Raw genomic sequence first — 11659 nt, forward strand, 5'->3', positions numbered from 1 at the left:
CTAGGGGTCCATTCTAACACGCCCGCGTGTCGGCGCCGTTGGCGTTTGCGCAGGTCAGAGGCTTGAAGCAGGCTTGACGAAATCGAATTCCTGTGGTCGAGCCCTTCTCCATCCGTGCCCGGAGGCCCCGAATATGGCGCGTTCGGCGGCATTTCTCCCACCCTGTGCACGTCGTGGTCGATACTGCACGGATGGCGAAGACCCAGCGCTGGAGGCGACGCAGCTCCGCCGGGGAGACACCGGCCGAGGAGACCGTCGAGACGGTCGAGGAGCCCCGGGCGACCCTCACCCGCACCCCGGATGAGGACGTCGACCGGGACCCCTCGGGGCCATCGGAGCCCTCGGAGCCCGCGCCGCCGCGGCGGGGGGCGGGACGGCTGCGCCTGGCCGAGCGCGGCCCGGTCCTGCTGGTCCAGGCCGCCCACCCGCGCCAGGCGATCCTGACCGCCCTGTTCGTGGCGGCCGCGGCCGCCCTGTCGGGTCGCCCGACGCGCGAGGTGCTCGTGGTGGGCGCGACCGTCCTCGTCGGCCAGGCGATCATCGGCTGGCACAACGACCTCGTCGACCGGCAGCGCGACGCGCGCCACGACGTACCCGGCAAGCCCCTGGCACGCGAGCAGCTGGACCCCGGCACCGTGTGGTTCGCCCTCACGTGCGCCGTCCTGCTGGTCGTGCCGCTGGCCGTCACCTCCGGGATCACGGCCGGCAGCGCCTACCTGGTGTCCTTGGTCGTCGCGATCATGGGCAACGTCGTCCTGCGCACCGGCTTCCTCTCCTGGCTGCCCTGGGCCGTCTCGTGGGGCCTGTTGCCGGCCTACCTGTCCTACGGCGGATGGGGCGGGCAGTTCGAGGGCGACCCGCCCAGCACACTGATGGTCGTCCTGTTCGCCCTGCTCGGCATCGGGGTGCACTTCCTGCGTGCTCTCTGGGGTCTGGTGCCCGACAACGACGACGGCTGGACCTATCTGCCGCTCAAGCTGGGGCTCCGGGTGGGCGCCACCCGACTGCTGGTCCTGTCGGGGGTCTACACCATGGCCGTGCTCGTGGCGATCGCCTTCGCGGCGACGTACTCCGGCCTGGCCCGCTGACCCCTCGGCGAGGGCACTAGGCTGAGCCCCATCCTCGCCGTGCGGCGCCCGATCGAACCGAAGGCTCTGACGATGCATCACCGCAGCAAGCTCCTGCTCGCCTCAGGAGCGCTCCTGCTCGCCACCCCCGCCCTCAGCTCCTGCGGGTTCAACCTTTCGACCGACCGCATCAACACCGTCCAGCACGGAGGCACCAACCGCGACGGCGACGTCGACGTGCTCGGCGCGGTCATCATCTCCGGCAGCGAGGGCACCGGCACGCTGAGCGGCACCCTGGCCAACAACACCGACGACGAGGCCCAGCTGGCCAGCGTCACCAGCGGTGGCGAGGTCGAGCTGAGCGCCGGCGAGATCGAGCCGGCCGAGATCACCGGGCGCGGCGCCGTCAAGCTTGCCGACATCGGGGACGGCATCCGCGTCGAGGGCGACTTCCGACCCGGCGACGTCGTGGACGTGGTGTTCGAGTTCGACAGCGGGGAGCGCGTCGACGTCGAGGTCCCGGTCGTGCGCGAGTGCGGCTTCTACGAGGAGCTCGACAGCGCCCCGTCGGCGTCCTCGTCCGGCTCCCCGTCCGCGAGCAGCAGCGAGACCAGCGAGACCAGCGATCCCAGCGAGACCGCGAGCGCCGGCGACGAGCCGTCGACCGAGCCCACCGACGAGGCGGCCGAGAAGACCACGGCCTGGTCGTGCGACACCGAAGTGGACGAGGCGCACTGATGAGCCACACCCTGATCCTGCTCCGCCACGGCGAGAGCGAGTGGAACGCCAAGAACCTCTTCACCGGCTGGGTCGACGTCGCGCTGACCGAGAAGGGCCGCGCGGAGGCCGTCCGCGGCGGCGAGCTGATGCGCGAGGCCGGCGTCCTGCCCGACATCGTCCACACCTCGCTGCAGCGTCGCGCCATCAACACCGCCTACCTCGCCCTCGACGCCGCCGACCGCCACTGGATCCCGGTCAAGCGGTCCTGGCGCCTCAACGAGCGCCACTACGGGGCGCTGCAGGGCAAGAACAAGAAGCAGACGCTCGAGGAGTACGGCGAGGAGCAGTTCATGCTCTGGCGCCGCAGCTTCGACACGCCCCCGCCGCCCCTCGCCGACAACGACGAGTGGTCGCAGGTGGGCCTGCCGCAGTACGCCGACCTCGGCGACGAGATGCCCCGTACCGAGTGCCTCAAGGACGTCATCGCCCGGATGCTGCCGTACTGGGAGTCCGACATCACCGCCGATCTGACGGCCGGTCGCACGGTGCTGGTCGCCGCCCACGGCAACAGCCTGCGCGGCATCGTCAAGCACCTCGACGGCATCAGCGACGAGGACATCGCCGGCCTCAACATCCCCACCGGCATGCCCCTGGTCTACGAGCTCGACGACACCTTCACCCCGCTCACCGCAGGCGGCACCTACCTCGACCCCGAGGCCGCTGCTGCTGCCGCCGCCGCCGTCGCCAACCAGGGTCGCTGACAGATCGACGTTCGGGGTAGTCCCTGACGATTGTGTTGCCCCAGAGGGTTTTCAACAGCACAAACGTCCGGGACTATCCCACCGGTGACGCATCGACCGAGCTCGGGTTGACGCCGGTGACGACGAAGACGACGCGGTGGGCGACCGAGACGGCATGGTCGGCGATGCGCTCGTAGTAGCGGCCGAGCAGCGCGATGTCGACGGCGGCCTCGACGCCGTACGGCCAGTCGGCGGAGAGCAGCTCGGTGAAGCTCTGACGCCGCAGCTGGTCCATCACCTCGTCGTCGCGTCCGAGCTCGATCGCGGCCTCGACGTCGCGGCCGGTGATGATCTGCGAGACCCGGCGCACCATGTCCTCGGCGACGGCGGCCATGCGGCTGACGGTCGGCTCGATCTCCCTCGGTACGGCGACCTGGGGCACCCGCAGCCGGGCGATCTTGGCCACGTGGACCGACAGGTCCCCCATCCGCTCCAGCTCGGTCACCATCCGCAGCGCGGCGACGACCGTGCGCAGGTCGCCGGCCACCGGCTGCTGCAGCGACAGCAGCGCGAAGGCGTCGTCCTCGACCTTCTCGCGGGCCCGGTCGATCTCGACGTCGCCGCTGATCACCTGCTCGGCGACGGCGGCGTCGCCGGTCAGCAGGGCCTCGGTGGCCTGGCCGACGGCCGTCTCGACCTGGCCGCAGATGCCGGCGAGGTCGGCGAACATCGCGTCCAGCTGGTCATGGAAGAGCTCGCGCATGGCCCGGACCCTAGGAGGCGGAGGTGTCCAGCCGGAGCGGACGCATGAACGCCGGGTGAACACTGCGAGGCCTGGCTCCCGCGGGCCGATCAGGGGATGGACGCGGCCGTACGATTCACCTCGTGGACCCGACGACGCAGGCGTTCCTCGCCGCACTGGCGGGGGCCCTCGTCGCGGGCGGCGGCGTTCTCGCCTGGGCGGTCAGCGAGCGCCAGCAGCAGCGCTCGCCCGCCGCGGAGGAGCCGGTGGTCCCGCCCGGGGTCGCCGCCGTCCTCTCGGTCCTGCGCAGCAGCGCCCTCGTCGTCGACGAGGCCGATGTCGTGCTGAAGGCGTCCGCGCCGGCGTACTCGTTCGGGCTCGTCCGCGGCACGCAGCTGGTCTCGCACGAGCTGGCCGACCTGGTGCGCCAGGTACGCCGCGACGGGCAGATCCGCGAGTCGGAGCTGGTGATGGCGCGCGCCGTCGGACCGGACCGCCACCTCACGGCCCGGGTGGCGCCGCTGGGGTCGCGCCTGGTGCTCGCGCTGGTGGAGGACCGCACCCGGGAGCGGCGCGTCGAGGCCGTACGCCGCGACTTCGTGGCCAACGTGAGCCACGAGCTGAAGACGCCGGTGGGCGCCATCCGGCTGCTCGCCGAGGCGGTGCACGAGGCGGCCGACGACCCGGTCGCGGTGACGCGGTTCGCAGACCGGATGCTCCACGAGAGCGACCGGCTCTCGCAGCTGGTGCACCAGGTGATCGAGCTGTCGCGGCTGCAGGGCGACGACCCGCTCGACTCCCCCGTGCCGGTGTCCCTGGACCACGTGATCGAGGTGGCCATGGACACCAGCGCCATCGACGCCTCCGCCAAGCGCATCCGCATCGTCAACAGCGGTCCGTCGGGGCTGACCGTGCTCGGCAACGACGAGCAGATCACCGCCGCCGTCGCCAACCTGGTCGCCAACGCGGTGGCGTACTCCGAGCCGGAGTCCACGGTGCTGGTCACCACCCGACGCGCGGACGAGATCGTCGAGGTCTCCGTGGTCGACCAGGGCATCGGAATCCCCACCACGGAGATCGACCGGATCTTCGAGCGCTTCTACCGGGTCGACCCGGCGCGACACCGCTCCACCGGCGGCACCGGCCTCGGCCTGTCCATCGTCAAGCACGTCGCCGCCACCCACGGCGGCGAGATCCGGGTCTGGTCCGCCGAAGGACAGGGCTCGACGTTCACCCTCTCGCTGCCCCACCATGCCGGAAGCGGGGCATCCGATCGGCAGCTCCAGGAGGAGGTTCAATGACGCGGGTACTCGTCGTCGAGGACGAAGAGAGCTACAGCGACGCACTCGCCTACATGCTCCGCAAGGAGGGCTTCGAGGTCGCCATCGCCGCCGACGGCCACGCGGCGCTGAGCGAGTTCGACCGCCACGGCGCCGACATCGTGCTGCTCGACCTGATGCTCCCGGGCATCCCCGGCACCGAGGTCTGCCGGACCATCCGCCAGACCTCCAAGGTGCCGGTGATCATGGTCAGCGCCAAGGACGACGAGGTCGACAAGGTGGTCGGCCTCGAGCTCGGTGCCGACGACTACGTCACCAAGCCCTACTCGCCGCGCGAGCTCGTCGCCCGGATCCGCGCCGTCCTGCGCCGCGGCCAGGACGCCGAGGTCTCCCCCGACACGCTCGAGGCCGGCCCGGTGCGCATGGACGTCGAGCGCCACGTCGTCACCGTCCAGGGCCACGAGCAGCGGCTGCCGCTGAAGGAGTTCGAGCTCCTCGAGATGTTCCTGCGCAACGCCGGCCGGGTGCTCACCCGCGGCCAGCTCATCGACCGCGTCTGGGGCTCCGACTACGTCGGCGACACCAAGACCCTCGACGTCCATGTGAAGCGTCTGCGCGCCAAGCTGGAGCCGGAGCCCAGCGAGCCGAGGTACCTGGTCACCGTCCGCGGGTTGGGGTACAAGCTCGACTTGTAGCGGCGGGGTGCGCGCGCCGAGTCACAAGATTCACCGGGCCCCCGGTGAATCTCCTGCCTCCCGTACGAAGTTTCGTGCGGGAGGATCCAGTTTCACCGGGCACCCGGTGAAACTCACCGCGTCGGACGACTGTCCGCATCTCGCGCATCCCCGTCCGAAAACCGCGTGTCTGCGACGGGAGGGGGTCAATAGGCTGGGGCGGTGACGAGCACGACGGCGCCCGAGCCGCGCACCCAGGATCTCACCTCGCCGGCGAGCTGGCTGCCGGTGGCCGCGGTCGCGACGACGCTGGTGCTGTGGGCCTCGGCGTTCGTGGCGATCCGCCACCTCGGCCCGGACTTCTCGGCCGGCCCCCTCTCCCTCGGGCGTACGGCGGTCGGCGCGCTGGCGCTGGGCGCGCTGGCGCTCAGCCGCGGCCTGCCGCGACCGACCGGACGCGAGTGGGTCTCGCTGGTGACGATCGGCGTGCTGTGGTTCGGCGTCTACAACGTCGCGCTCAACGAGGGCGAGCAGCGCGTCGACGCCGGCACCGCGGCGATGCTGATCCAGGTCTCCCCCGTGCTGATCGCGCTCCTGGCGGCGGTCTTCCTCTCCGAGCGCTTCACCGTCTACCTCGGCCTCGGCCTGGCGCTGGCGTTCGGCGGCGTCGCCGTGATCGGTCTCAGCACGTCGCCGAGCGGCGGCGGCGACCGCGACCTGCTCGGCGTCGGGCTGTGCCTGGTCTCGGCCGTGGTCTACTCCATCAGCCTGATCCTGCAGAAGCCGCTCGTCGCCCGCCTCTCGGCACTGCACGTGACGTGGCTGGCGTGCACCGTCGGCGCCCTCGCCTGCCTGCCGTTCGCGCCCGCGCTCGCGAGCGAGGTGGCCGCCGCGCCCACCTCGTCGATCCTGTGGGTGGTCTACCTCGGGTTGTTCCCCACGGCCATCGCGTTCACCACCTACGCCTACGCGCTGCAGCACATGACGGCCAGCAGCCTGGGCGTCACGACGTACCTGGTCCCCCCGATCACCATCGTGATGGGGCTGGTCTTCCTCGACGAGGTCCCGCCGGCCATGGCGTACGTCGGCGGCGCGCTCGCGCTGGTCGGTGTCGCCGTGGCGCGGCGCAAGCCCCGCACCCCCGCCCGGGACGCCCCCGCGCCGGCCTGAGCGCCGCGACCCCTGAGCGCCGCCGCGCTAGGGCCGGTCGGCGTCCCCTGCGACCGACTCCTCAGTCCCCGAAGTGCCCGCCAGGGCCTGCGCGTCCTCCGCCTCGAGCCACCCGCGGAACGCCTCGAGGTTGTGGGTGGGCTCCCCGCGCAGCTTGCGCCACTCCCACTCCTTGCGGATCGACCCCGCGAAGCCGAGCTCGAGGATCGAGTTGAACGAGTCGTCGGCGTAGGTCAGGACCGAGCCGAGCAGCCGGTCCAGCTCGTCCGGGCTGACCGAGGCGAGCGGCAGCCGGGCGTCGAGGTAGATGTCGCCCAGCCGGTCGACGGCGAACGCGACGGCGTACATCTTCAGGTTGCGCTCGAGCAGCCAGCGATAGACCCGCTCGTGGTTCTCGTCGGGCTTGCGGCAGACGAACGCGTGCACGCCGAGGGCGTGCGGTCCCACGTCGAGCCGTACGGCGGTCTGGAGCTTCTTCTCACCGGGCAGGGTGAGCGAGAAGACGCCCTCGTCGCTCTCCTCGAACTCGATCTCGTTGTCGCGCAGGTAGTCACGGACCAGGTCGGCCGGGGGGTAGCTGCTCACGACACCGACTCTCGCATGAGGCTGTGGGCGCGCTCGTAGACGGCCAGGGTCTGCGCGGCGGTGGCCTCCCAGGAGAACTGCCGGGCCTGCTCGAGCGCCCCGGCCTGCAGCCGCAGCAGGAGCTCGTGGTCCGCGAGGGGGCGGGCCAGCACGGTGGCCCAGTCGCCGGCGTCGTGGCCGTCGACGAGGAAGCCGCTGTGCTGGTCGCGGACGACGGTCGTCAGGCCGCCCACGGCCGCGGCGACCACGGGTGTGCCGGTGGCCTGCGCCTCGGCGGCGACCAGGCCGAACGACTCGTTGTAGGAGGGGACGGCGACCAGGGTCGCGGCGGCGTACCAGCGCGCCAGCTCGCCCTGCGAGACCGGCGGCACGAACCGCACCACGTCGTCGATGCCGAGCTCACAGGCCAGGGCAGCCAGCGACTCCGGTCGGTCGAGCCCGGAGCCGGAGGGGCCGCCGACGACGGGCACCACCAGGCGCGAGCGCAGCAGCGGGTCGCGCTCGAGCAGCACGGCCACGGCGCGCAGAAGCACGTCGGGCGCCTTGAGCGGCTGGATGCGGCCCGCGAAGAGCAGCACCTGGGCGTCGGCGGGCAGCCCCAGCGAGGCGCGCACCTCGCCCTGGTCGAGGGGGCGGAAGACGGTCAGGTCGACGCCGGGGTGCACCACCTCGACGCGGGCCGGCTCCGCGTCGTACAGGTCGATGAGCTGCCGGGCCTCGAGGGCGGTGTTGGCCAGGAGTACGTCGGACGCCTCGACCACCTGCTCCTCGCCGATGATCCGCGCGACCGGCTCCGGCTTGTCGCCCTCGGCGAGCGCGGCGTTCTTGACCTTGGCCATGGTGTGCATCGAGTGCACGAGCGGCACCCCCCAGCGATCGCGGGCGAGCGCGCCGACCTGGCCGGAGAGCCAGTAGTGGGAGTGCACGGCGTCGTAGTGGCCCAGCGGCTGGGCGGCCTCGGCGCGCAGCACCTCGCGGGCGAAGACGCAGAGCTGGCCGGGCAGCTCGTCCTTGGTGAGGCCCTCGAAGGGGCCGGCGTGGATGTGGTGGACCGCGACCCCGTCGGCCGCCTGGACGAGCGGCGGCAGCGCCGAGTTGGTGGCGCGCGTGAAGATGTCGACCTCGATGCCTTGGCGTGCGAGCCGCGTGGCGAGCTCCATCACGTAGACGTTCATGCCGCCCGCGTCGCCGGTGCCCGGCTGGTCGAGCGGCGAGGTGTGCAGGCTGACCATCGCCACCCGCCGGATCGGCTGCATCTCGCTCCTCGTCTGTCCCCATTGCAGGGCCCGGTGTCGGGGCACCGGTGCCCAACGTCCCCCGCTCAACCAACCACGAAGGGGCGCCGCTGATTCCCGCGGGGCCGCAGTCGGTCAGGCGGCGTGCGCGCCGGCCGGCTGGCGGGCGGCCCGCGCACGCACCATCCCGGCCAGGCTCACCAGCGCGACCGCCGCGCCGGTCACGGCGTCCACGAGCGAGTCGTCACCGGAGCCGTGGGCCACCTCGACCACCGACCAGACCAGCAGCGGAAGGCAGAGCGCCACGATCGCCCGCAGCCACGTGGCGCTGCGGCTCACCAGCCCGGCGCCGTACGCCGCCAGGGCCACGGCGAGCAGGATCAGCCCCGGCCAGCGCAGCGCCTCGACGTCCGCGACGTGGCGGACGACCCAGGCCAGGCCGCCCAGGACGCCGGCGACACGGGCCACGAGCATGAGGTGCACGGGGGGAGTCTGCCACCCCCGCCGGGCCGGCGGCCACAATGACGCCCATGACCTCCTCACCTACCGCCGTCGTCACCGGCGCCAGCAGCGGCATCGGCGCCGCCACCGCCCGCACGCTCGCCGACGCGGGCTTCCACGTCTACTGCGCCGCCCGGCGTGCCGACCGGGTCGAGGCGCTCGCCGCCGAGATCGGGGGTACGCCGGTCGTGTGCGACGTGACCTCCGAGGAGCAGGTCGCGGCGCTGGCCGCGCGGGTCGGCGACCGGCTCGACGTACTCGTCAACAACGCCGGCGGAGCCTTCGGCTCCTCTCCGGTGGCGCAGGCCGACAGCGACGAGTGGCGCCGGATGTACGAGGTCAACGTGATCGGCCTGATGCAGGTCACCCGGGCGCTGCTGCCGGCACTGGTCGCCTCGGGCGCCGGTGTGATCCTCAACGTGGGCTCGACGGCCGGCCGCATCGCCTACGAGGGCGGCGCCGGCTACACCGCCGCCAAGCACGGCACCCAGGTGGTCACCGAGACCCTGCGCCTGGAGCTCTGGGACCAGCCCGTGCGGGTGTGCGAGATCGCCCCGGGCATGGTGAAGACCGACGAGTTCGCGCTGGTGCGCTTCGAGGGCGACCGGGAGCGGGCCGAGGCCGTCTACGACGGCGTGGCGGAGCCGCTGACGGCGCAGGACGTCGCGGACGCGATCGGGTGGATGGTCACCCGTCCCCCGCACGTCAACATCGACGAGCTGGTCATCCGGCCGCGGGCCCAGGCCGCGCAGCACAAGGTGCACCGGGTGCCGCGCGACTGAGCGCCCCGGTCCCCGCCCAGGCGAGTTGGTGGCAGACTTCAGCGCGTGCAGACCATCGGACTCGTCGGCGGCATGAGCTGGGAGAGCAGCGCCGTCTACTACCAGGCTCTCAACCTCGGCGTAGAGCAGCGGGTCGGCGGGCTGAGCTCGGCGCGCACGGTGCTCGCGAGCGTGGACTTCGCGGAGGTCACCGCCCTGCAGGAGCAGGAGCGCTGGGACGACGTCGCGCAGATCCTGATCACCGCCGCCCAGGGGGTCGAGCGCGCCGGCGCCGACTTCCTGATGCTCTGCACCACGACCTTCCATCGCGTCGCCGAGCAGGTGGCGGCCGCCGTGGACATCCCCCTGCTCCACCTCGCCGACGTGGTCGCGGAGGCCTGCCGGGCCCAGCAGGTCACCTCGGTCGGCTTCCTCGGCACCACGTTCGCGATGTCGCGCTCCTTCTTCACCGACCGCCTCGCCGCCCACGGGCTCGAGGTGCACGTGCCCGACGCCCGCCACCACGCGGCCCTCAACCGGGTCATCTATGACGAGCTGGTGCACGGCAAGGTGCTCGACAGCTCCCGCCGCCAGGTCGTCGGGCTCATCGAGGAGCTCTGGGACGCCGGCGCCGGCGGCCTCGTGCTGGGCTGCACCGAGCTCGAGCTGCTCGTGCACCAGCCCGACTCCGAGCTGCCGCTGTTCCCCTGTACGACGCTGCACGTCGCGGCGGCACTCGACCGCGCGCTCGGCTGATCCGGCTCAGCTCTCGAGCACCAGCCGGACGACCCGGCGCAGGTCGTCGGTGAGGTCCTGCTCGAGCACCCGCGCGGTGCTGCCGGCCAGGTCGAGGTCGTAGACGAACCGGTCCGGCTGCGGCCGGCTCGCTCGTAGCCCGGCCAGGTCGATGCGCGACACCAGGTCGCGCAGCTCGCCGGCGCGCTCGTCGTCGCCGTCCAGGTCCACCTCCGCCTCGGTGCTCCGGCCCGCGAAGCCGCCGCCCCGGCGCACCCGCACGCGCCGCGGCTCCCCCACCGGTGCCGGGACCCCGGGCGCGGCCTCGGAGGCCGCCGGCGTGACCCCGACTTCCGCCCAGGCCCCCTCGACCTGCTCGGCCTGCTCGTCGCCGCCGAGCCCGCGGGCGGCCACCACCGTCGCTGCGGCGAACGCGCCGAAGCCGGTGCGTGCGGTGACCCGCCCGCCGGTCAGCGCGGCGTACCAGACCCGGCCCGCCCCCTCCCAGCTCGTGCCGCCGATCGCGAGCGCGGCGAGGTGGAAGGCACGGTTGGGGATGCCGGAGTTGAGGTGCACCCCGCCGTAGTCCTCGGTGGTCTCGACGTAGTCGTCCAGGTGCGCCGGCTGCGGGTCGCGCCCCAGCGCCGGGTCGTCGTAGGCCGTGCCGGGGTTGGCCATGTCCCGCAGGCCACGCGCCTGCACACCGGGCAGGAACAGCCCTTCCCCGATCAGCCAGTCGGCCTCCACCGGGCGCTGCCCGAGCAGCCGCTGCTTGAGGCAGGCGGCGAAGACGTCGCTGACCGACTCGTTGAGCGCGCCCGACTGGCCCTCGTACTCCAGCGCCGCGGTGTACTCGGTGACGGCATGCGTGAACTCGTGGGCGAGGACGTCGACCGGCTTGGTGAACCGCTCGAACACCTCCCCGTCGCCGTCGCCGAAGACCAGCTGGGTGCCGTCCCAGAACGCGTTGGCGTAGTCGCGGCCGTAGTGGACGGTGAGCGACACGCGCGCGCCCGCGTCGTCGTACGACGAGCGTCCGTAGACCTCCTCGAACAGCGCCAGCGAGCCCGCCGCCCCGGCCGCCGCCTCGTCGACCGCGGCGTCCCCGCTGGCGGCCTCGCCGGCCGAGCGCACGACCTCGCCGGGCAGCGAGGTCTCGTTGCCGGCGGTGTGCACCACCCAGGCCGGACCACCGGCGGCCGCCTCGCCCGGCCGCGGCGCCCCGACCCGCAGCAGCCGCTGCGAGCGCAGCCGCTCGTCCTCGGCCAGCGTCGCCGCCGCCCACCGCTCCCCCAGGTCGGGGCGGGCCTCGATCAGTCGGTGGAGCAGGTAGGGCGGCACGAAGCAGTGGTTCCGAGACATCCCCTCACGAAACCCCACGCCGCCGACACCCACAACCCTTCGATCCCCGCCGACCCGTCACCAACTGCACGAAATCACCGCTGACCC

13 protein-coding genes are annotated in these 11659 nt (G+C 72.6%); 8 read left to right on the top strand and 5 right to left on the bottom strand.

Annotation, left to right across the window (positions count from 1 at the left end):
- Window positions 1–191: 191 nt before the first annotated feature.
- From LQ940_RS17815 to LQ940_RS17825, 3 genes are all read left to right on the top strand, one after another.
- Window positions 192–1088, top strand: coding sequence for a UbiA family prenyltransferase (locus tag LQ940_RS17815; protein ID WP_231244243.1), 897 nt, complete (start codon window positions 192–194; stop codon window positions 1086–1088).
- A gap of 72 nt (window positions 1089–1160) precedes the next feature.
- A complete protein-coding gene (locus LQ940_RS17820; RefSeq protein ID WP_231244244.1) occupies window positions 1161–1805 on the top strand; it encodes a hypothetical protein in 645 nt (214 codons plus the stop codon).
- Window positions 1805–2548 carry a phosphoglyceromutase gene (locus LQ940_RS17825; RefSeq protein ID WP_231244245.1) on the top strand — a complete coding sequence of 248 codons (744 nt, stop codon included), beginning with the start codon at window positions 1805–1807 and terminating at the stop codon, window positions 2546–2548. The genes LQ940_RS17820 and LQ940_RS17825 overlap by 1 nt, the downstream gene beginning before the upstream one ends.
- Before the next feature lie 73 nt (window positions 2549–2621).
- Here the strand turns inward: LQ940_RS17825 and phoU are convergent, their stop codons facing one another.
- Window positions 2622–3290 (bottom strand): phosphate signaling complex protein PhoU, encoded by a 669-nt coding sequence (gene phoU, locus LQ940_RS17830; protein WP_231244246.1) that lies wholly within the window; start codon window positions 3288–3290, stop codon window positions 2622–2624.
- 122 nt (window positions 3291–3412) lie between these two features.
- On the opposite strand from phoU, the gene LQ940_RS17835 reads away from it, so the two are divergent.
- The 3 genes from LQ940_RS17835 to LQ940_RS17845 all read left to right on the top strand — a co-directional run bounded on the left by LQ940_RS17835 (window position 3413) and on the right by LQ940_RS17845 (window position 6393).
- Window positions 3413–4570 (top strand): sensor histidine kinase, encoded by a 1158-nt coding sequence (locus tag LQ940_RS17835; RefSeq protein ID WP_231244247.1) that lies wholly within the window; start codon window positions 3413–3415, stop codon window positions 4568–4570.
- Window positions 4567–5244, top strand: coding sequence for a response regulator transcription factor (locus LQ940_RS17840; RefSeq protein WP_231244248.1), 678 nt, complete (start codon window positions 4567–4569; stop codon window positions 5242–5244). Before LQ940_RS17835 ends, LQ940_RS17840 begins: the two co-directional genes overlap by 4 nt.
- A gap of 201 nt (window positions 5245–5445) precedes the next feature.
- Window positions 5446–6393, top strand: a complete 948-nt coding sequence (locus LQ940_RS17845; protein ID WP_231244249.1) for a DMT family transporter — start codon at window positions 5446–5448, stop codon at window positions 6391–6393.
- 27 nt (window positions 6394–6420) lie between these two features.
- Here the strand turns inward: LQ940_RS17845 and LQ940_RS17850 are convergent, their stop codons facing one another.
- The 3 genes from LQ940_RS17850 to LQ940_RS17860 all read right to left on the bottom strand — a co-directional run bounded on the left by LQ940_RS17850 (window position 6421) and on the right by LQ940_RS17860 (window position 8696).
- Complete coding sequence (locus LQ940_RS17850; RefSeq protein ID WP_231244250.1) at window positions 6421–6978, bottom strand: YbjN domain-containing protein; 558 nt, start codon at window positions 6976–6978, stop codon at window positions 6421–6423.
- On the bottom strand, window positions 6975–8234 hold the full coding sequence (mshA, locus tag LQ940_RS17855) for a D-inositol-3-phosphate glycosyltransferase (RefSeq protein ID WP_231244251.1): 1260 nt from the start codon (window positions 8232–8234) through the stop codon (window positions 6975–6977). The genes LQ940_RS17850 and mshA overlap by 4 nt, the downstream gene beginning before the upstream one ends.
- 114 nt (window positions 8235–8348) lie before the next feature.
- Window positions 8349–8696, bottom strand: a complete 348-nt coding sequence (locus LQ940_RS17860) for a hypothetical protein (RefSeq protein ID WP_231244252.1) — start codon at window positions 8694–8696, stop codon at window positions 8349–8351.
- Between the two features lie 47 nt (window positions 8697–8743).
- On the opposite strand from LQ940_RS17860, the gene LQ940_RS17865 reads away from it, so the two are divergent.
- The gene (locus LQ940_RS17865) at window positions 8744–9496 is read left to right on the top strand and encodes an SDR family oxidoreductase (RefSeq protein WP_231244254.1); all 753 of its coding nucleotides are present in this window, start codon (window positions 8744–8746) and stop codon (window positions 9494–9496) included.
- Between the two features lie 45 nt (window positions 9497–9541).
- Window positions 9542–10231 (top strand): aspartate/glutamate racemase family protein, encoded by a 690-nt coding sequence (locus LQ940_RS17870; protein ID WP_231244255.1) that lies wholly within the window; start codon window positions 9542–9544, stop codon window positions 10229–10231.
- Window positions 10232–10237: 6 nt separating this feature from the next.
- On the opposite strand, the gene LQ940_RS17875 is transcribed toward LQ940_RS17870, so the two are convergent.
- The gene (locus tag LQ940_RS17875; protein ID WP_231244256.1) at window positions 10238–11572 is read right to left on the bottom strand and encodes a protealysin inhibitor emfourin; all 1335 of its coding nucleotides are present in this window, start codon (window positions 11570–11572) and stop codon (window positions 10238–10240) included.
- Between the last annotated feature and the right edge of the window lie 87 nt (window positions 11573–11659).

Origin of the sequence: Nocardioides sp. cx-173, from assembly GCF_021117365.1 — a bacterium.
GTDB lineage: Bacteria > Actinomycetota > Actinomycetes > Propionibacteriales > Nocardioidaceae > Nocardioides.